Genomic DNA, 18,181 nt, shown 5'->3' with positions numbered 1-18,181 from the left:
CCACTCACAAGAGCGCCGGCCCAAGGGGCCGGTCCGGCGCGCGCCCGGCACCTTCGGTGCTAATCGGGCGCAAGAAGGGCGCGGGGGATGGGGGCGGTGCTTCGACAGGAGTGTTTGGGAGGTGACTAGACGCTGAAAAGGGGCGGGAGGCGGCTCTGGCTTCAAGCAAGGCGATAGGTCACTGAAGCCCCAAACATCGCCAACCGAACAGCGGCACTCACCCGCGCACCACCCCGCGCCCCACCTTCAGCCGCCTCACTCCGCCTCGTCGTCCGGCGAGGGCAGCTCGATCACGTCCTCGGCGGCGAGCTGCCGGGCGCAGTCCAGCAGCGCCCGTTGCGCGTTCTTTGTGTCCTTCCGCTTCGGCTGCTCCATGGTCTGCAGCTCCTCGTCCAGCATGTCGCGCGAGCGCGTCGGCAGGCAGGACAGGAAGTGATCCCGCACGTGGTCCTTCGCGCCCTTGAGCGCGATCGGCAGCGTGTTGCCCTCGACCGTGCGCATCACCCGCACCAGGCTCGTGGCGTCGAGCCGGATCAGGTCGTCGAAGGTGAACATCCGCTGGCGGATCTCGGGGAAGGCCTCGGGCATCCGGTCCTCGAGCGTCGGCGAGAGCTTCTCGAAAAGCTGGTTGTCGAGCCGGTTGAACAGATCCGCCAGCCGCTTGTGGCGCTCGGCCACGGTGGGCTGGGCGGCGACGCTGGCGATGTCCTTCTGCAGCGTCTCCTCGATCTGCCGCATCATGTGGCTCGGCACCGCGTCCATGCGCACCATGCGCTCGATGATCGAGATCATCCGCTCCTCGCCCAGAAGCGGCAGCACGTTGGCGGCGACATTGGCCTCGAGGTTGCTGAGGATCGCCGCGGCGGTCTGATCATGCTCGGAGCGCAGGTAATTGGCGATCGAGGTCTCGTTCAGCGCGCTGAACCGCGCCCAGAGGTCGCGCTCCTGCAGGGGGCCGCGGATCTCGCGCAGGATCGAGCCGACCTGGTCCTCGGGCAGGACCTTGCGCAGCATCGCCTCGGCCATGGAGAAGGAGCCGACCACGCTGCCGCCGTTGGCCACCGACTCGCCGAACTCGCGCATGACCGCTTCCACCGCCGCCGCCGGGATCACACCGAGGCCCGCCATGGAATGCGTCAGGTTGCGGATCTCGGTGTCCGAGAGCCGCTTCATCAAGGCCGTGCCCCGATCCTCGCCCAGGCAGAGGAACAGGACCGCCGCCTTCTCGGCGCCCTTCAGCATCTGCCCCGAGGCCGAGCGCGGCGGCGCGGCGCGGGCGCTGGTGTCGTAGCTGGTGTGCTCGATGGCGGCGTTCATCGGCGCGCTCCTCTCGTCATCCGCCGACCGGCGGCAAATAGCTTTCCATCATGCTGCCCGCGACCATGTACCAGCCGTCGATCAAGACGAAGAAGATCACCTTGAAGGGCAGGGAGACCAGCACCGGCGGCAGCATCATCATGCCCGCGCTCATCAGGATCGAGGCGACGATCAGGTCGATGGCCACGAAGGGCAGGTAGATCAGGAAGCCGATGGTGAAGGCCCGTCGCAGCTCCGAGATCATGAAGGCCGGCACCAGAGAGCGCCAGCTCGCTTCCTCGGCGCTTTGCGGCGCGGGGCCGACCTCGCTGCCCTCGGAGCGCGCGGCGATGTCCTCGAAGAGCTCCAGGTCCTTGGGCCGGGTATTGGCGAACATGAAGCTCTTGAAGGGCCCGGCGATGCGCGGCACCGCCTGTTCCTCGGTGATGGAATTATTCAGGAGCGGCTCGAGCCCGTCCTCCCAGCTGTCGACCAGCACCGGCTGCATGACGAAGAAGGTCATGAAAAGCGCCATGGCCGAAAGCACCATGTTGGGCGGGGTCTGGTTCAGCCCGAGCGCCGAGCGCAGGATCGAGAAGACGATCACGAAGCGGGTGAAGCTGGTCATCACCACCAGGATGCCCGGCGCGACGCTCAGGACGGTCATCAGCGCGATGAGCTGGACGATCCGGCCCGAGAGCTGGGCCTGTTCGTCCGAGCCGGGGGCGGCGTCGCTCAGCGCGTCGGAGATGGAGTCGAGAAGCCCGCCGCCTTCCTGCGCGGCGGCCGGCAGCGCCCAGAGCGCCAGCCCGGCCAGAAGCGCCGGGACCAGGAGGCGGCGGGCGCGCATCCTCCTCAGCCCTCGCCGATGTGCTCGCGGACGATCTCCGTCAGCGAGACGCCGATGCGTTCTCCGGCCAGCTTGACCAGCTCGCCGCGCGCCACGGTCTTGTCGTTGACCACGATCCGCACCGGGTCGCCGATGCGCTGGTCGAGTTCGACCACCGAGCCCCGGTTGAGCTTCAACAGCGTCGAGATCGGCATCTTGCAGTCGCCCAGCACCACCCGCACGTCGAGGTCGACGTTCAGCATGGCCTCGATGCTGGCCGGGCCCTTGCCGCGCCGGGGGGCGGCCTCGCCCTCGCCGGTGGGGGTGTCCTCGAGCTCGGGCAGGCTGTCGCCGGTCAGCGCGGCGGAGGCGCCCTGTCCGGTCTTGGCGCCGGCCTCACCCTCGGCGGGCTTGGCGGTCTGGCCCGCGCGGCCGGCCGGGCCGGAGGCGGGGGCGGGTTCGGGCGTGTCGCTGTCAGACATGGCTTTCTTTCCGGGTGGTTGCGGCAGCAGAGGAGGAGGAGGCGGCGCTGCCCTCGGAGGCGGGCGGCGCGGTGCGGATCAGGTGCAGGACCCGCTCGCAGACCGCGGCGTAGCTGTATTCCATGAAGCCGTCGTCCCATTCGACGCGGCCATCGCCCGCGGCAAGCTCGGCGTCGGCGGCGATGTCGAGCCGGGCGGTCAGCCCCAGCTTGTCGGCCTGGCGGCGGATCTCGGGGTCGAGCCGCTCGATCTCCTCGGCGCTGAGCCGCACCCGCAGGACCGCGCTGCCGAGCGCCAGCTTCAGCGTCGCCATGATCTCTTCGCGCAGCCGCGCCTCGCCGAAGGCCGCCAGCGCATGCGGGGTGACCTTCTCGAAGACCGCCTGGATGAAGCCCAGGATCTCTTGTTCGAGCTTGGCGCGATGCTCGGCGTCACCCGCCAGCAGGCTGTCCATCCGCTCGGCGATGGTCATCAGCGCGCTCAGGCGGTTGCGGTCGGCGGTGCTCAGGACCTCGTCCTGGGCCTTCTTCCAGCCCGCTTCCTCGCCCTCGGCGAAGGCCTGGGCGCGGGCGGCGGCCAGTTCCTCCTGCACCTCGGCGGTGGTGTAGATGCGTTCGGGCGGGGGCGCGTCGCCGCGCTCCATGTCCAGTTCCCTGTCGAAATCCCGGTCGAAGACGAACCGCATCATCTCATCCCTCCGCCAGCCAGTGTCTCAGGACGCGCAGCGACTCGTCGGGCTCCGCATCCACCAGGTCGCCGACGGATTGCACCCGCCGCTTGCGCACGCCGCCGCGGACCGAGGCCAGGGTCACCAGGTCGTCCTGCCCGTCGTCGTAAAGGATGTTGTCGATCGCGGGCTCGATCCGCGCCACTTCGCCCGGGCCGGCCTGGGCGCGTTCGGCCCCGGCGGGCGCAAGCCGCGCGCGCGGCTGCTGGCCCGCGGGAAGCTGCGGCGCCGGGCCGCTGGTGTCGAGCGCGGGCGTCTCGCTGTCCTTGGACTTCTGGGCGCTCAGGGCCTGGCGCAGGGCCGGGCGCACCGCGAAGGCCAGGACCGCGACGACGATCCCCAGCGCCATGAGGCCGCGCAGGATGGTCATGCCGTTCCGCGCCAGGAAGTCGCCGAGCGGCGAGCCCCCCGAGACCAGTGGGTCGTTCTCGAGCGCCATGAACTGCATGCTCTCGACCGAGACGGTGTCGCCGCGCGCGGCGTCGAAGCCGATCGCCGATTGCACCAGCCGCTGGATCTGTTCGAGCTCGTCCTCGGTGCGCTCGCGGTAGACCGGGGCGCCGGTGCCATCGGCCTCGTAGAGCCCGTTGACCAGCACCGCGACCGAGACCCGCTCGATGTCGCCGGGCTCGCGCACGGTCTCCGAGGTGGTGCTGCCGATCTCGTAGTTGACCACCTCGTTGGTCTGCTCGCTGCGGTTGGTCGAGCGCGGCGCATTGGCGGGGTTGCCGCCCAGCTCGGGCGGCAGGTCGTTGGCCACGCCGACCTCACCGTCGGCGGCCTCGCTGCCCTCGCGCTGCTCCTCGCGGCTTTCGGTCGAGCGCACGACCTGCTGGTCGGGATCGAAGCTCTGCTCGCGGATCACCTGGCGTTCGGTGGTCAGCGCGACATTGGTCTGGACGCGGACGTTCTCGGCGCCGAGCCGCGCGGCGAGCATCTGGCTGACGCGGTTGGAGAAACGGTCCTCCAGCGTCGCCTGCTGCCCGGCGAGCGAGACGTCACCCGGGGTCTCGCCGTCCTCCGAAAGGATGGTCTCGCCGCTCGACGACAGCACCGTGACCTTGCCCGCCGCCATGTCCGGCACCGCCGAGGCCACCAGCGCCCGGATCGCCAGCGCCTGGCGGCGCGAGACCTCGTAGCCCGCGCGGCTCTGGATGATGACCGAGGCGCTGGCCTCGGGCCTGGTGCTCGAGAAGGCCTCGCGCTCGGGCAGGACCAGGTGCACCCGCGCCGCCTCGACGCCCTCGATGGTGCGGATCGAGCGGGTCAGCTCGCCCTCGAGCGCGCGCAGCCGGTTCACCCGCTGCATGAAGCTGTTCATGCCGAGCCCGCTGGCCTCGTCGAAAAGCTCCCAGCCAGGCGAGCCCTGGGCCGGCAGCCCCTGGTCGGCCAGCGCCATGCGCGCCCGCGCGAGATCCTCTTCGGGGACCCGCACGACGCGGCCGGTGCTGTCGAGCTCGACCTTGAAGCCGGCCTGTTCCAGGGAAGAGACGATGCGGCTGGCCGCCGCCGGTTCCAGGTCGCCGTAGAGCGGACGGAAGGAGGGGGCGAAGACCGTGCCGAGCCCCAGGAAGACCACCAGCACCAGGCCCAGCCCGGTCGCCGCGAGCGCTGCAAGGCGCGTCGTTCCCAGCGACAGGAGGTTATTCTTCAACTCTTCCACACGTCCCTCGGAGGAGATTGCCCGTAGTTGCCCGGATGGTTTCTTTAATCTTCTATTAATCGTATCTGTGCATCTTTAATCTTGAAGGTCAATCCAATTTTGTTCAAGAATAGCCAAGAATAGATTGAGGCGACCCATGGCGGAGAGCGACAGCTCCTCAGATCAGCCACCCAAGCGGAAGAAGCGTCTCGCGCTCTTTGCGGTGCTGGGCGTGCTGCTCTTTGCGCTGGCCGGGGCGGGCGGCGCGGTGCTGGCTCTGGGGCCCGACCGGGTCATGGCGCTGCTGACCGGCGGCGAGGCCGCCGAGGAAGAGGCCACCCCGCCCGAGCCCGGCTCGCCCGAGGACATCGCCGCGCGCAAGGCCAAACAGGCGCTGGTCGAGGTCATGCCGCTCGACGAGATGATCGTGAACATCACCGCGATCACCGCCACCGGGCGGCGCACCTCGCGCTTCCTGAAGCTCAACGTCGCGCTGGCCGTCGACCCCGAGGCCGAAGGCGCCGAGCGGGTCGCCGACCGTGAGCCCTACCTGCGCGACAGCGTGCAGGACTTCCTGCGCCACCTGACCGAGGACGACCTGCAAGGCAGCGCCGGGCTGGCGCTCCTGAAGACCGAGATCCTGCGCCGCGCCCGCGAGGTCACCGACAGCGAGGCGCCCCGCGAAGTGCTGCTTTCCGACCTGGTGATCCAATGACCGACGCCACCCAGACCCGCGAATACCTCGAGGAAGAGATCATCCGCGCCTCGGTCGAGAACGTCGAGCGCCTGCCGATGCTCGAGAAGATCTTCGAGCGGCTCCTGCAGGGACTCTCGGGGGCCCTGCGCAGCTTCTCGGGCGTGCAGGCCGAGCCGACCTTCGAGGATGTGCGCTACCTCAACATGGGGCCGGCGCTGAACGGCATCGACCCGAGCTGGCTGACCGCGATCTGCGACGCCCATCCCTGGGACAGCCGCTTTGTCCTGGCGCTGGAGCCGAAGCTCCTGTTCTCGCTCCTGGAAATCCTGCTCGGCGGGCGGACGGCGGCGCCTTCGGACTGGACGCCGCGCAGCTTCACCTCGATCGAGAAGCGGCTCGCCCAGCAGATCACCGACACCGTGCTGCGCGAGTTCGAACAGGCCTTCGCCCCGGTCGAGGCGGTGAAGTTCAAGCTCAGCCATTTCGAGACCAGCCCGCAGTCGGCCATGGTCGCGGCCTCCACCAGTCCCGCCACGCGTTTTGCCTGCACCATCGACCTCGAGGGCCGCGGCGGCGGCCTGGTGCTGGTGATCCCGCATATCGCGCTGGACGAGACCCGGGCCAAGCTCTCGGAGCTTTTCATGGGGGAATCCATCGGCCACGACGTGGCCTGGGAACACGGCATGGAGACCGCGGTCTCCGGCACCAGTGTGGAACTGCACGCGATCCTGCGGCAGCTGCGCGTGCCGCTGATCGAGGCGCTCGGCTGGAAGCCGGGCACGGTGATCGACCTCGGCGTCGGGCCCGAGGACGAGGTGGCGCTGGCCACCAGCGGCCAGGTGGTCGCCCATGGCTCGATGGGGCGGCGGCGCTCGGGCGCGGCCGCGGTGCGCATCAGCCGCACGACTTTCGAAGAGGAGGGGTTCATCCCATGATCGGTCAATTCATCGATATCGCCATCGGCGTGCTCCTGGTCGTCGCCATCGGCTTCGGCGTGGTGCTCGACCGCCGCGTGCGGCGGCTGACCCGGGTGCTGGCCGAGCTCAGACCCGCCATCGACGACTATTCCATCGCCGTCGACCGCTCCGAGGACACGGTGGTCAAGCTGCGCTCCGCCGCCGGGCCGCATCCGAGCCTCGGGCGCGAGCGTGACCGCGCCGAGCCCCGGGTGGAGAAGCCGGCGAGTTCCTCGCCCTTCACCTTCCGCTCGCGCCGCTCGGAGCCCGAGCCCGCCCCCGCCGGGGCCAATGGCGTCGCCCAGATCGACGGCAAGTCCGCGCTGGTGCGCTCCTTCTTCGAGACCGCAAGGAGCCGCGAGGCATGACCCTCAGCCGCACCCAATGGCTGCTCGCGGTGCTCGGCACCGCGGCGGTCCTGCGCCTCGGCGTCTTGGCCTTTCCCGCCGCCCCGCCGCCCGCCTCCGAAGAGCGCCCGCGCGGCTTCGTGAGCGCCGCCGAGGCCGCCGAGACCGCCCCTGACGCCGCGCCCGCGGAGATGGAGGTCGGCAGCGCCGCCGACCGCATCCTCGCGGAGGGCTGCGAGATGCCCGAGGTGCTGCTCGACACCATCAAGGAGGAGCGGGCGCTGCTGCGCGCCGAGAAGGACCGGCTCGAGGCCCGCGCCTCCGAGGTCGCGCTCGCGGTCGAGGACATGGAGCTGCGCAGCGCGCGGCTCGAGACCCTGCGCAGCGAGCTCTCGGGCCTGCTCGAACGCGCCGAGGCGCGCCACACCGAGGACGTCGACCGGCTGGTCTCGCTTTATTCCGCGATGAAACCCGACGACGCGGCGCGGATCATGGACGACATGGACCTGGAGGTGACCGTCATGGTCCTGGGCGCCATGCGAGAACGCGACGCGGCCCCGGTCATGGCCGGGCTGAGCCCGGTCCGGGCGCGGGCGATCTCGAAGATCCTGCTCGAACGCGCGCAGCTGCCGGGGGATCAGGATCTGACCGGGATCCGGCTGAAGTGATCTTTTTGTAGGTTTTTTGTTGGGGTCCGGGCCGCCTGCGGCGCCCCGGACCCGGGCAGGGGGCTCTGCCCCCTCTGCGGGCCTTGCGGCCCGCATTCACCCCCGGAGGTATTTTCAGCCCGGTCATGCGCAAGGAAGAGGCGCTTGGTTGGGCGGTTTTGCTTGTGGGTTGGGGTGTTGGGGGGCTGTGCGGGCGTGATTGGGGCTGAGGTGGCGCGCGCTCTTCCGCGAGTGGTTTGGGCTTGGCTGGGGGGAGCGGAGTTGGCGCGTCGCCCGGCTGGCAGACTGTTTGGCGGCGGTGCGGGGCAACTGTCTTTCAGCACGCGGCCCCGGGGCACTCGATTGCCAGGGTAGGAGGCGCGCCGCGTTGTACCCGGCAACGGGAGCCCGGCGCGCCAGCGCCCGCAGCCCCCAGCGCCCCTCAATCCTCGCGCGGGGTGGTGCCGGGCGGCGGGGCGCGGCGGGCGTTCTTCTTCAGCTCCAATACGTAGCGGATGATCTCGGCCACGGCGCGCCAGTGGTCGCCGGGGATCTGGGCGTCGACCTCGACCACCTCGTAGAGCGCGCGGGTCAGGGGCTTGTTCTCGAGGACCGGCACCCCGTGTTCATGCGCGAGCTTGCGGATCTGCGCGGCCATCAGGTCGGCGCCCTTGGCCACGCAGACCGGGGCGGCGTCGCGGCCCTGTTCGTAGCGCAGCGCCACGGCGAAATGCGTGGGGTTGGTCAGCACCACCGTCGCCTCGGGCACGGTGGTGGCGATCTGCTGGCGTAGCCGCTTGCGGCGCAGCTCTTCGCGGCGGCGCCTGATCATCGGGTCGCCCTCGCTTTCCTTCATCTCGTCGCGCAGTTCCTTGATGGTCATGCGCTGCTTCTCGCGCCACTGGAAGCGCTTCCAGATGATGTCGAGGATCGCCAGCGGCACCAGGAGCGCCGAGGTCCAGAGAAAGACCTTCGCGGTCTCGCGCAACAGGAGCGGCGGCAGCGCCTCGGGGGAGAAGCCGGTGCCCTGCCAGATCCGCGTTACCGCGCCCTGGGTCACGAAGAGGCCGATCATCGCCACCGCGCCGATCTTGGCGAGGTTCTTGCCGAACTCGACGAGCGTGTCCTTGGAGAAGAGCCGCTTCAGCCCCTCGGCGGGCGAGATCTTCGAGAGCTTCGGGCGGATGCGCTCGGCCGAGACCACCACCTCGCCCTGGATCAGCACCGCGAAGACCGCCAGCGCCATCATCGTGCCGAAGACCGGCACCAGCGTCACCGCCGCCGCCCAGAAGAGCCGGCTGGTGAGCGCGCCGACGTCGCGCAGACCCGCGGCGCTGCCGCCGACCTCCACCGTGCCCGCGAGCGAGAGGATCTTGGTCAGCGTCGCGGTCAGCTGCGGGCCGGTCAGCGGCAGGATCAGCACCGCCAGCACGAAGAGCGAGAGCGCCACCATCATGTTGCCGGGCTCCTTGGAGCTCGGCACATCGCCTTTCTCGCGGGCCTTGGCGAGTTTTCGCTCTGTCGGCTCCTCGGTGCGGCTGTCGCGGTCCTCGGTGTTCTCGGCCATCCCCGCCCCTTCAGAACCTGAGCATGCCGAGCCAGTCGGCCAGCGCGCCGACCACGCCCGAGAGCAGCGAGGGCACCGCGACCGCGGTGACCAGGAGGCCCGCGCCCAGGAGCACCGGCATGCCCACGAAGAACACCGGCAGCGTCGGCATCAGCCGGTTGGCGAGCCCCAGGCCCACCTGCAGCACCACCGAGAGCACGTAGAAGGGGGCCACGACCGAGAGGCCCACGTAGAAGCTGGCCTTGGCCGCGCCGATCATCTGTTCGGCCATGTCGCCGGGCATCAGCCGGCCGAGGGGGAAGACCTCGTAGGACATCACCATGGCGCCGATGATGACGTGATGCAGGTCGATGGCGAAGATCAGTGCCGTGCCCGCCAGCATCAGGGCCGAGGCCAGGAGCGTCGCGCCCTCGAAGGCGCCGACATTGGGCGAAAGCGCGTTGGCGAGCCCCGAGATCATGCCGATCTGGTAGCCCGCGAAATCGAGCGCGCTCATCACGATGCGGCCGGTCAGCCCGAACCAGAGGCCCAGCGTCAGCTCCAGCGCCAAGACCGGCAGGAGCGCCCCGGGGGCGGCGATGTCGAGCGGGCCCACCGGCAGGGCGGGGGCCAGAGCGATCGAGAGGACCAGCGCCAGCGCCAGCCGGTGGCGCACCGGGATCGCGCTTTCGCCGAAGCCCGGCATGAAGAGGAAGATCCCGCCGATCCGCGCGAAGACCGCGAAACTGCCGAGGATCTGCGAGGTGAGGAAGGTGGAGAGCTCCATGGGGCCTAGCCCCCGATCTGCCCGACCGTGCGCAGCGAGACCTTCCGGTGGATCTCGGCATGCGACAGGATCGGCGTGCCCGGGCTGACCCGGTCGAGCATCGAGCGGACGTAGCCGCGCACTTCGGCGGCGACCAGGATCGCCGGCCATTTGTTCGACTGGGCGTGGGTCTGGATCTCGCGGCGGGCGTCGAGCACGAAGTCCTGCACGCGCTTCGGCGACATGGTGAAGCTGGTCTCGTCGCCGCGGGTCGAGAGCGCCTCGATCAGCTCGCGCTCCCAGCTCGGGCCAAGCGCGATGACCGGCACGTAGCCCTCGGCGTCGGTCAGCCCGGCGCAGATCTGCTTGGAGAGCCGCTGGCGCACGTGCTCGACGATCTTGCGCTCGTTCTGGCTCGAGCGGCAGGCCTCGGCCATGGCCTCGGCGATCAGCGGCAGGTTGCGGATCGAGACCCGCTCGGAAAGGAGGCTCTGCAACACCCGCTGCAGCATGATCACCGGGCTCGGCACCGAGAGGTCGGTGATCAGCTTCTGGTAGTCGCGGTCGAGCCGCTCCACCGCCTCCTTGGTGTCGGCGAAGGTCAGGAGGTCGGGCATATGCTCCTTCACGACCTCGGTCAGATGGGTGGTCAGCACGCTTTCGGGGTCGACCACGGTCAGGCCCATCTCCTCGGCGCGGCGGGCGTTCTCCATGTCGACCCAGAGCGCGTCGAGCCCGAAGGCGGGGTCCTTGGCGGGGGTGCCCAGGATATGGGTCGGCGGGCCCTCCGGGGTCAGCACCATGCGGCCCGTGGGGCGCACCTCGCCGCGCACCGCCGAGACGCCATGCACCAGGATCCGGTAGTCGTTGAGCGGCAGGCTCGCGTCGTCGCGGATCCGCACCGTCGGCAGGACGAAGCCGTAGTCGCGGGCGAAGAAGGCGCGCAGGCTCTTGATCTTGCCGGGCAGCGCCGCCTCGCCGGTGTCGGAAAGCGGCACCAGCGCCTGGCCGAGCTCGAGGCAGAGCGCGTCGAGCTTCATGGTCTCCTTGAGGCTGTCCTCCTCGGTCTCGGGCTGGGCCACCTTGGCGCGGCGGGCCTCCTCGGCGGCGCGGCGCTCGGCGGCCTGGGCGTTACGCTGCATGACCACGCCGAGGGTCGCCATGCCGGCGGCCAGAAGCGCGAAGATCGGGATCGGGAAGCCGGGCAGGAGGCCCATCAGGAGAAGCAGCGCGGCGGCCATCATCAGCGCCTTGGGGAAGCGGCCGAGCTGCGACAGGACCACCTCGTTGGCCGCGCCGACGGTGCCGCCCTTGGTCACGATCAGGCCCGCGGCCATGGAGACGATCAGCGCCGGGATCTGGGTCACCAGCCCGTCGCCGATGGTCAGCGTGGTATAGGCATTGGCCGCCGCCCCGATCGACATGCCGTGCTGCAGGATGCCGATCAGGATGCCGCCGATCACGTTGATCAGCGTGATGATGATGCCCGCCACCGCGTCGCCGCGCACGAACTTGGAGGCACCGTCCATGGCGCCGAAGAAGCTGCTTTCGTCCTCGAGCTTGCGGCGGCGTTCTTGCGCTTCCTTCTCGTCGATCAGACCGGCGCCGAGGTCGGCGTCGATGGCCATCTGCTTGCCCGGCATGGCGTCGAGCGAGAAGCGCGCCGAGACCTCGGCGATCCGGGTCGAGCCCTTGGTGATGACGATGAAGTTGATCACCACGAGGATGGTGAAGATCACGATCCCGATGGCGTAGGAGCCCGCGACGATGAAGCGCGAGAAGCCCTCGATCACCCCGCCGGCGGCGCCCGCGCCGGTGTGCCCCTCGGACAGGATCAGCCGGGTCGAGGCCACGTTCAGCGACAGCCGCAGCATGGTCACGACCAGCAGAAGCGTCGGGAAGGCGTTGAATTCCAGCGGCTTGCGGATCCAGAGCGCGACCATCAGGATCAGGACCGAAAGCGAGAGCGAGACCGCCAGCCCGAAGTCGAGCAGCATCGGCGGCAGCGGCACGAAAAGCACCGCCAGGACCAGCGTGATGCCGATGGCGAAGGCCACGTCGCGGTTGGCGAGCCCGCGTTCGAGGGCGCTTGCGGCGCGGCTCTGGCTGGTGGTGTCGGCCATGGCTCAATCCCCCCGCGTCAGCGTCGGCAGGATCGGCGCCAGCCGGTAGACGCCATAAGGCGTGTGGCGCGCCTCGCCGGCCTCGCCGCCGGTCGACCAGAGCGCCGCGCCGCGGGGCACCTCGGGGGCGGGGCGGGCCTCGGGCGGCGGGGTGCGGCCCGGCACATGGCCCCGGGCCAGCGCCCGGAAGGCGGCGATGCGCTCGTTGGCCACGCCGATGTTGCGCAGTGCCGCGCGGGTGTAGCTGTCGTGCTTGTCGGGCGTGCGTGAATGGTAATTGCCGAGCGCCCGGTGCCAGTGGCCGGTCTCCTGGTAGAGCCGCACCAGGAAGCGCGCCGCGTAATCGACGTTGCGCGCCGGGTCGAAGCCCGCCTCGACCGAGGGGAAGGCCTCGGGGTGCCAGCGCAGGTTGACCTGCATGCAGCCCACGTCGATCGACCGGGCGCCGCGCGCGCGCTCGGCGGTGACGAAGCGCAGGGCCGCCTCCTTGGTCTGGAAGATCCGGCCCTGGCCTTCGGAGTTGACCGCATAGGGCCAGACCGTCAGCGCGCCGTTGCGGGTGGTGCCGGCCTCCTGCAGGCCCAGCCCCAGAAGGATGTTGTCGGGGATGCCGTAGCGATCCTGCGCGGCGAGGATCTCGGCGACGCACAGGCTTTCCGCCGGGCCGCTCGCGCCGCGGCGCGGGGCGGCGGGCGCCGGGGCAGGGCGGGTCGAGCGGTAGAAATCGCCCCAGCCCGCCGCGGGCAAGGGTGGGGCGGGGGCAAGCGCCAGGAGGCAGGCCGCGAGGAAGGGGGCGGAGGCCCTCACAGCCCGCCGCTCGCGATGGCGTCGAAGCCCCGCGTCGAAAGCCGTTCGAGCGTGGCGTAGATGAAGGGCGTCGTCGCCAGCAGCGCCACGAAGATCACCAGGATCTTCGGCACGAAGGTCAGGGTCATTTCCTGGATCTGTGTCAGCGCCTGCACGAAGGCGATCACGAGGCCGGTGACCAGCGCGATGATCAGGACCGGGGTCGAGGCGATGAGCACCGCCATGAACATCCCGGACGTGAATTCATAGACCTCGGCCTCGGTCATCCTGCCCCCCGGTCAGATCGGCATCCGCATGATGTCCTGGTAGGCTTCCACCAGCTTGTCGCGGATCGAGACGGTCAGCTTCACCGTCTGTTCGAGCTCCAGCGTGGCCTGCACGACCTCCTGGGTGGTGCGCTCGCCCAGGAGGCCCTCCGCCATGACCTGTTCGACCTCGCGCACCTGGTCGATCGCCGAGGTCGAGGCCTCGGAAAGCAGGCTCGCGAAATCCCCCGAGTGGCCGGCGACCGCCTCGCCGCCATCGGCCTCGGCGGGCATGGTCTGGGTCGACCGGTAGGCCCCGAGGGCGGCATTGGCGGAATAGATGCTGTCGGTCATGGCTCAGCTCACTTCAGCAGGTCGAGCACGCGGTTGCGCATCCGCCGCCCGGCCTCGAACATGTTCATGTTGGCCTCGTAGCTGCGCGAGGCCTCGCGCAGGTCGGCCATCTCGATGAAGGTGTTGACGTTGGGCACCTTGACGAAACCGTCGCCGTCGGCGGCCGGATGCGAGGGGTCGTGCACCATGTTGAAGTCGCCCTCGGCGCGGCCGACGTTGGAGACCTCGACCATGGAGCTGCCGCTCGGCCGGTCGACCATCTCGGAGAAGGAGACGGTCTTGCGGCGGTAGGGATCGGCGCCGGGGGTGGTGCCGCGGGTGTCGGCGTTGGCGACGTTCTCGGCGACCACCTTGATCCGGGTGCCCTGGGCGCGCATGCCGCTGGCGGCGATGGCGGTGATGGATTTGAGCGGGTCCATGTGCCGGTCCTCCCCTTACCGTCCGCCGGTCGCGGCGAGCGAGATCAGCTCGTGCGCCTTGCGGTAGAGGTCGGCCGCCAGGCGGTAGCTGTCCTCGGTGTCGGTGGCGCGGATGACCTGCTGTTCGAGCACCACGGAGTTGCCGTCGATGCTCTGTTCCCAGGCCACCTCGTCGACCTCGGAGGCGAAGCCCTCGGGGCCGGAGCCGAAGGAGCTGGACAGGTGCCCCGCCTGGGTGGTGGCCACCGCGCCCGAGACCGAGCCGCCGAGGGAGCCGCCCTCCAGCAGCTCCTCGAAGGGTCGCAGGTCGCGCGCCCGGTAATCGGGCGTGTCCGCATTGGCGATGTTTTCCGAGATCACATGCTGGCGCGCCGCCAGCCAGTTCATCCGCTGGGAGGCGAGATCGAAGAACGAAAGCGAATCTGAACTCATGACTGTCCCCACATCTTGGCCAAGTTTTAACATGGACTTAACCTTGCGTCTACTGTATCTATTCTTGTGAGATGCTGCTTTCTAATCTTGCCTGTCAGGTCCGGGAGATGCCCGCCGCGCGCCGCGTGGGGCGGGTCCGCGAGGTCATCGGGCTGCGGCTGACGGTGGCCGGGCTTGACCGGGCGCTGGGAGTGGGCGCGATCTGCGCGGTGCGCGGCGCCCATGGCGAGGTGGCCGGCGAGGTCGTCGGTGCCGACCAGCGCGGCGCGCATCTTCTGCCCTATGGCAGCTGGGAGGGCGTGGGCCCCGGCGACGAGGTCGAACTGCTGCCCGCCAGCGCCTCCTTCCGGCCCGGGCCGGGCTGGATCGGCCGGGTGGTCGATGCGCTTGGCCGGCCGCTCGACGGACGCGGGCCGCTGCCCACCGATGCGCCCCAGCGCGCGCGCAACGCCTCTGCGCCCGAGGCCTTCGCCCGGGGCGAGGTCGGCGCGCGCATCGAGACCGGGGTCAAGGCGCTGGACGTCTTCGCGCCGCTCTCGGCGGGCCAGCGCATGGGCATCTTCGCGGGCTCGGGCGTCGGCAAGTCGACCCTTCTGGCCATGCTCGCCAAACAGGCCGAGGCCGATGTGATCGTCGTGGCCCTCGTGGGCGAACGCGGCCGCGAGGTGCGCGACTTCATCGAGACGGCCCTCGGGCCCGAGGGCATGGCGCGCTCGGTCCTCGTCGTGGCCACCGGCGACCAGGCGCCGCTGATGCGCCGTCAGGCGGCGCTGACCGCGACCAGCGTCGCCGAGGCCTTCCGCGACGCGGGCCGCAACGTGCTTCTGATGGTCGACAGCGTGACCCGCTTCGCCCATGCCCACCGCGAGATCGGGCTCAGCCTCGGCGAGCCCCCGGCGGCGCGGGGCTATCCGCCGACGGTCTTCTCCGAGCTGCCCCGCCTGATGGAGCGCGCGGGCCCCGGCGGGCCGGGGCAGGGCGCGATCACCGCGCTTTACACCGTTCTGGTCGATGGCGACGATCTGAACGACCCGATCGTCGACGCGGTGCGCGGCACGCTCGACGGGCATATCGTGCTGTCGCGGCGGATCTCCGAGCAGGGCCGGTTCCCGGCGGTGGACGTGGAGAAGAGCCTCTCGCGGATGCTGCCCGGCTGTCACAGCCCGCAGGAGAACATCGTGCTGAACGCCGCGAAGCGCGCGATCTCACGCTATTCCGACATGGAGGACCTGATCCGGCTTGGCGCCTATAGCACCGGCACCGACGCCGAGCTCGACCGCGCGATCAAGGTGGCCCGGGCGGCGGAGGGGTTCCTGAACCAAGACAAGGGCGGGAAGGTGCCCGCGGCGGAGGCTTTCGCGGGGTTGGCGAAGATCCTGGATGAGGCGGGATGGCCGTTGGAGGCGCCGGCGGGGTAGGGGGGTGGTGGCGGACCCTCTGACCCGCCTGACAGGAAAATTCTGGCCCCCACTTGGGCCCGAACAGCACCGAAGGTGCCGGGCGCGCGCCGGACCGGCCCTATGGGCCGGCGCTCCTGTGAATGGTGCGCTCAGCTTGCCTTTAGCCCTGACCTTGCGTGGATTAAGCGCATAGCTCGGAGGTCGGTAGCGCCGGCCCCCGGTCCGGCGCGCGCCCTCTGTTGTGCGGGGTTCGAGGGGCACTCAGCACGGCAGGAGAGGTGCTGTCACGACAGGTGCGCCAAAGACCCTCACCACCCCCGCGGCTGCCGAACTTCCTGACCTGACATCCCACGCACCTCCTTGCGCCCGAACAGCACCGAAGGTGCCGGGCGCGCGTCGGACCGGCCCCTTGGGCGGCGCTCCTTGGAGTGGCGCGTATAGCTTGCCTTTAGCCCTGACCTTGCCGGGATCAAGCGCATAGCTCGGAGGTCGGTAGCGCCGGCCGCCAGCCCGGCGCGCGCCCTCTGTTGTGAGGGTGGGGAGGGGGCTGGCCGGGGCGCTTCACCGGAGCCGGCGCTGAAGGCGCCGACTCCGGCTTATCCAAATGGGGCTCCGTCTGAACCGCAGTCCAAGCCCAGCCCCGCCACCGCCTCAGGCGGCGGCCTTCTTCTCCCGCGCCATGATGTCCTCGAGCGCGTCGTGCTCGGCGACCATATGGCCCGGCGCGACCTCGGTCAGCCGGGGCACGTAGTCCTCCTCGCCGGCGGCGAGTTTCGAGGGCAGGAAGCGCAGCGCCGCGCGGGGATCGAGCGGCGAGGGCAGCTCGCCCGGCAGCCGGATCCGCGCGCGTTCGCGCTCGGCCACCGGGTCGGGGATCGGCACCGCCGAGATCAGCGACCGGGTATAGGGATGCACCGGCGCGGTGCAGATCGTGTCCGCGTCGCCCATCTCGACCACCCGGCCGAGGTAGAGCACCATGATCCGGTTGGAGATCTCGCGCACCACCGACAGGTCGTGGCTGATGAAGAGCATCGACATGCCGAACTCGGCCTGCAGCTCCTTCAGGAGCGTCACGATCTGCGCCTGGATCGAGACGTCCAGCGCCGAAACCGCCTCGTCGCAGATGATCAGCTTGGGCCGGTTGATCATCGCCCGGGCGATGCCGACCCGCTGGTTCTGACCGCCCGACAGCTCGTGCGGGTAGCGGTTGTATTTCTCGCGCTCGAGACCGACGCGCTCCATCATCGCGACCACCTCGGCCTGGCGCTCGCTCTTGGACAGCTCCGGCCGGAAGGTCTTCAGCGGCTCGGCGATGGAATCGGCGATTGTCATCCGCGGATCGAGGCTCGCCAGCGGGTCCTGGAAGACGATCTGCAGATCCTTGCGCTCGTTCTTCAGCGCCTTCTTGTCGAGTTGGTTCAAGGGCTTGCCGAACCAGCTCACGGTCCCGTCGGTGGGCTCGACCAGGCGCAGCACAGCGCGGGCGAGGGTGGACTTGCCGCAGCCCGACTCGCCCACGATGCCCAGGGTCTCGCCGGCGCGAAGGCCGAAGCTCACCCCGTTCACCGCCTTCAGGGGCACCGTGCGGCCGAACAGCCCGCCCTCGACGCGGATCGGGAAATGCACCTTCATGTCGTCGACGGTGAGGATTTCCTCGCCGGTCTCGGTGCGGTTGGCCTCGCCCTTGTCGATGCGCGGCATCGCCTCGAGCAGGCGCTGGGTATAGGCATGCGACGGCGCGTCGAAGATCGCCTTGGCCTCGCCTTCCTCGACGAACTCGCCGAGCCGCATGACCTTGATCCGGTCGCACATGCGCGCCACCACACCCATGTCATGGGTGATGAGCGCGATGGCGGTGCCCAGCTCGTCCTTCAGCCGGTCCATCAGGTCGAGCACCTCGGCCTGCACCGTCACGTCGAGCGCGGTCGTCGGCTCGTCGGCGATCAGCAGCTTCGGCTCGCAGAGCATCGCCTGGGCGATCATCACCCGCTGGCGCATGCCGCCCGAAAGCTCGTGCGGATATTGCTTCAGCCGCCGCCGCGCCTCGGGGATGCGCACCCGGTCGAGCCAGTCGAGGCACTGAGCGCGGGCCTCGCGCCCCGAGAGCCCCTTGTGGACCTTCAGGACCTCGGCCATCTGCTCGCCGATCTTCAGATGCGGCGTCAGCGCGGTCAGCGGGTCCTGGAAGATCATGCCCACATCGGCGCCGCGGATGCGGTTCAGCTTGGAGACCGGCAGGTTCAGGATCTGCTCGCCCTGCAGCTCGACCCCGCCGGTGGCGCGGCCGTTCGGCGGCATCAGGCCCATGGCGGCCATGAAGCTCTGGCTCTTGCCCGAGCCGGATTCGCCCACGATGCCCAGGCATTCGCCGGCGCGGATGTCGAAGGAGACGCCCTTGACCGCATTGACGGTGCCATCGGGCGTGTCGAAATCGACTTTGAGGTCGTTCACGGAGAGGATGGTCAT

At 69.8% G+C, this 18,181-nt stretch carries 19 protein-coding genes; 5 read left to right on the top strand and 14 right to left on the bottom strand.

The genetic code is table 11. The features are described from left to right. Positions 1 to 255: 255 nt before the first annotated feature. Genes LR948_RS00785 through fliF form a run of 5 tightly spaced genes read right to left on the bottom strand, consistent with a single transcriptional unit; the run spans position 256 to position 4,997 of the window. Positions 256 to 1,317: a flagellar motor switch protein FliG gene (locus LR948_RS00785; RefSeq protein ID WP_232752009.1), complete on the bottom strand. Its 1,062-nt coding sequence runs from the start codon at positions 1,315 to 1,317 to the stop codon at positions 256 to 258. Between the two features lie 16 nt (positions 1,318 to 1,333). Continuing rightward, the gene (fliP, locus tag LR948_RS00780; RefSeq protein ID WP_232752008.1) at positions 1,334 to 2,146 is read right to left on the bottom strand and encodes a flagellar type III secretion system pore protein FliP; all 813 of its coding nucleotides are present in this window, start codon (positions 2,144 to 2,146) and stop codon (positions 1,334 to 1,336) included. A gap of 5 nt (positions 2,147 to 2,151) precedes the next feature. Then, on the bottom strand, positions 2,152 to 2,607 hold the full coding sequence (locus LR948_RS00775) for a FliM/FliN family flagellar motor switch protein (protein WP_232752007.1): 456 nt from the start codon (positions 2,605 to 2,607) through the stop codon (positions 2,152 to 2,154). After that, positions 2,600 to 3,295, bottom strand: a complete 696-nt coding sequence (locus LR948_RS00770) for a FliH/SctL family protein (protein WP_232752006.1) — start codon at positions 3,293 to 3,295, stop codon at positions 2,600 to 2,602. Before LR948_RS00770 ends, LR948_RS00775 begins: the two co-directional genes overlap by 8 nt. Position 3,296: 1 nt before the next feature. Then, a complete protein-coding gene (gene fliF / locus LR948_RS00765; protein ID WP_232752005.1) occupies positions 3,297 to 4,997 on the bottom strand; it encodes a flagellar basal-body MS-ring/collar protein FliF in 1,701 nt (566 codons plus the stop codon). Positions 4,998 to 5,133: 136 nt separating this feature from the next. On the opposite strand from fliF, the gene fliL reads away from it, so the two are divergent. The 4 genes from fliL to LR948_RS00745 are packed head-to-tail and all read left to right on the top strand — an operon-like array spanning position 5,134 to position 7,644. Beyond that, on the top strand, positions 5,134 to 5,691 hold the full coding sequence (fliL, locus tag LR948_RS00760; RefSeq protein ID WP_232752004.1) for a flagellar basal body-associated protein FliL: 558 nt from the start codon (positions 5,134 to 5,136) through the stop codon (positions 5,689 to 5,691). Further along, entirely contained in the window at positions 5,688 to 6,608 is a 921-nt protein-coding gene (locus LR948_RS00755) for a FliM/FliN family flagellar motor switch protein (RefSeq protein WP_232752003.1), read from the top strand. Before fliL ends, LR948_RS00755 begins: the two co-directional genes overlap by 4 nt. Next, positions 6,605 to 6,997 carry a flagellar motor switch protein gene (locus tag LR948_RS00750; protein ID WP_232752002.1) on the top strand — a complete coding sequence of 131 codons (393 nt, stop codon included), beginning with the start codon at positions 6,605 to 6,607 and terminating at the stop codon, positions 6,995 to 6,997. The genes LR948_RS00755 and LR948_RS00750 overlap by 4 nt, the downstream gene beginning before the upstream one ends. After that, a complete protein-coding gene (locus tag LR948_RS00745) occupies positions 6,994 to 7,644 on the top strand; it encodes a MotE family protein (protein ID WP_232752001.1) in 651 nt (216 codons plus the stop codon). The genes LR948_RS00750 and LR948_RS00745 overlap by 4 nt, the downstream gene beginning before the upstream one ends. A gap of 421 nt (positions 7,645 to 8,065) precedes the next feature. Here the strand turns inward: LR948_RS00745 and LR948_RS00740 are convergent, their stop codons facing one another. The 8 genes from LR948_RS00740 to LR948_RS00705 are packed head-to-tail and all read right to left on the bottom strand — an operon-like array spanning position 8,066 to position 14,315. Beyond that, the gene (locus tag LR948_RS00740; protein WP_232752000.1) at positions 8,066 to 9,190 is read right to left on the bottom strand and encodes a flagellar biosynthesis protein FlhB; all 1,125 of its coding nucleotides are present in this window, start codon (positions 9,188 to 9,190) and stop codon (positions 8,066 to 8,068) included. Between the two features lie 10 nt (positions 9,191 to 9,200). Beyond that, positions 9,201 to 9,956, bottom strand: a complete 756-nt coding sequence (locus LR948_RS00735; protein ID WP_232751999.1) for a flagellar biosynthetic protein FliR — start codon at positions 9,954 to 9,956, stop codon at positions 9,201 to 9,203. A gap of 5 nt (positions 9,957 to 9,961) precedes the next feature. Continuing rightward, positions 9,962 to 12,058: a flagellar biosynthesis protein FlhA gene (gene flhA, locus LR948_RS00730; RefSeq protein ID WP_232751998.1), complete on the bottom strand. Its 2,097-nt coding sequence runs from the start codon at positions 12,056 to 12,058 to the stop codon at positions 9,962 to 9,964. 3 nt (positions 12,059 to 12,061) lie between these two features. Then, positions 12,062 to 12,865, bottom strand: coding sequence for a transglycosylase SLT domain-containing protein (locus LR948_RS00725; protein ID WP_232751997.1), 804 nt, complete (start codon positions 12,863 to 12,865; stop codon positions 12,062 to 12,064). Then, positions 12,862 to 13,131, bottom strand: a complete 270-nt coding sequence (locus LR948_RS00720; protein WP_232751996.1) for a flagellar biosynthetic protein FliQ — start codon at positions 13,129 to 13,131, stop codon at positions 12,862 to 12,864. Before LR948_RS00720 ends, LR948_RS00725 begins: the two co-directional genes overlap by 4 nt. Positions 13,132 to 13,143: 12 nt before the next feature. Continuing rightward, the gene (locus LR948_RS00715; RefSeq protein ID WP_232751995.1) at positions 13,144 to 13,464 is read right to left on the bottom strand and encodes a flagellar hook-basal body complex protein FliE; all 321 of its coding nucleotides are present in this window, start codon (positions 13,462 to 13,464) and stop codon (positions 13,144 to 13,146) included. 8 nt (positions 13,465 to 13,472) lie between these two features. Next, positions 13,473 to 13,883 carry a flagellar basal body rod protein FlgC gene (gene flgC / locus LR948_RS00710; protein WP_232751994.1) on the bottom strand — a complete coding sequence of 137 codons (411 nt, stop codon included), beginning with the start codon at positions 13,881 to 13,883 and terminating at the stop codon, positions 13,473 to 13,475. A 15-nt stretch (positions 13,884 to 13,898) separates the two neighbouring features. Beyond that, entirely contained in the window at positions 13,899 to 14,315 is a 417-nt protein-coding gene (locus LR948_RS00705) for a flagellar basal body protein (RefSeq protein WP_232751993.1), read from the bottom strand. A 71-nt stretch (positions 14,316 to 14,386) separates the two neighbouring features. Here LR948_RS00705 and LR948_RS00700 point away from each other — a divergent pair, with 71 nt between their 5' ends. Further along, the gene (locus tag LR948_RS00700; protein ID WP_255702728.1) at positions 14,387 to 15,733 is read left to right on the top strand and encodes a FliI/YscN family ATPase; all 1,347 of its coding nucleotides are present in this window, start codon (positions 14,387 to 14,389) and stop codon (positions 15,731 to 15,733) included. Positions 15,734 to 16,366: 633 nt separating this feature from the next. On the opposite strand, the gene LR948_RS00695 is transcribed toward LR948_RS00700, so the two are convergent. Continuing rightward, entirely contained in the window at positions 16,367 to 18,181 is a 1,815-nt protein-coding gene (locus LR948_RS00695; RefSeq protein WP_232751991.1) for a dipeptide ABC transporter ATP-binding protein, read from the bottom strand.

The sequence above is a fragment of the Roseivivax sp. GX 12232 genome (genome assembly GCF_021272185.1).
Taxonomy (GTDB): Bacteria; Pseudomonadota; Alphaproteobacteria; order Rhodobacterales; family Rhodobacteraceae; genus Roseivivax.
The sequence above is the reverse complement of the archived record's forward strand: the minus strand, read 5'-3'. Positions and strand labels throughout refer to the sequence as shown.

Coding starts and splice junctions, on each gene's coding strand:
- LR948_RS00785 (WP_232752009.1), bottom strand. CDS start 1,317: ATGAACGCCGCCATCGAGCACACCAGCTACGACACCAGCGCCCGCGCC.
- fliP (WP_232752008.1), bottom strand. CDS start 2,146: ATGCGCGCCCGCCGCCTCCTGGTCCCGGCGCTTCTGGCCGGGCTGGCG.
- LR948_RS00775 (WP_232752007.1), bottom strand. CDS start 2,607: ATGTCTGACAGCGACACGCCCGAACCCGCCCCCGCCTCCGGCCCGGCC.
- LR948_RS00770 (WP_232752006.1), bottom strand. CDS start 3,295: ATGATGCGGTTCGTCTTCGACCGGGATTTCGACAGGGAACTGGACATG.
- fliL (WP_232752004.1), top strand. CDS start 5,134: ATGGCGGAGAGCGACAGCTCCTCAGATCAGCCACCCAAGCGGAAGAAG.
- LR948_RS00755 (WP_232752003.1), top strand. CDS start 5,688: ATGACCGACGCCACCCAGACCCGCGAATACCTCGAGGAAGAGATCATC.
- LR948_RS00750 (WP_232752002.1), top strand. CDS start 6,605: ATGATCGGTCAATTCATCGATATCGCCATCGGCGTGCTCCTGGTCGTC.
- LR948_RS00745 (WP_232752001.1), top strand. CDS start 6,994: ATGACCCTCAGCCGCACCCAATGGCTGCTCGCGGTGCTCGGCACCGCG.
- LR948_RS00740 (WP_232752000.1), bottom strand. CDS start 9,190: ATGGCCGAGAACACCGAGGACCGCGACAGCCGCACCGAGGAGCCGACA.
- LR948_RS00735 (WP_232751999.1), bottom strand. CDS start 9,956: ATGGAGCTCTCCACCTTCCTCACCTCGCAGATCCTCGGCAGTTTCGCG.
- flhA (WP_232751998.1), bottom strand. CDS start 12,058: ATGGCCGACACCACCAGCCAGAGCCGCGCCGCAAGCGCCCTCGAACGC.
- LR948_RS00720 (WP_232751996.1), bottom strand. CDS start 13,131: ATGACCGAGGCCGAGGTCTATGAATTCACGTCCGGGATGTTCATGGCG.
- LR948_RS00715 (WP_232751995.1), bottom strand. CDS start 13,464: ATGACCGACAGCATCTATTCCGCCAATGCCGCCCTCGGGGCCTACCGG.
- flgC (WP_232751994.1), bottom strand. CDS start 13,883: ATGGACCCGCTCAAATCCATCACCGCCATCGCCGCCAGCGGCATGCGC.
- LR948_RS00705 (WP_232751993.1), bottom strand. CDS start 14,315: ATGAGTTCAGATTCGCTTTCGTTCTTCGATCTCGCCTCCCAGCGGATG.
- LR948_RS00700 (WP_255702728.1), top strand. CDS start 14,387: ATGCTGCTTTCTAATCTTGCCTGTCAGGTCCGGGAGATGCCCGCCGCG.
- LR948_RS00695 (WP_232751991.1), bottom strand. CDS start 18,181: ATGACCATCCTCTCCGTGAACGACCTCAAAGTCGATTTCGACACGCCC.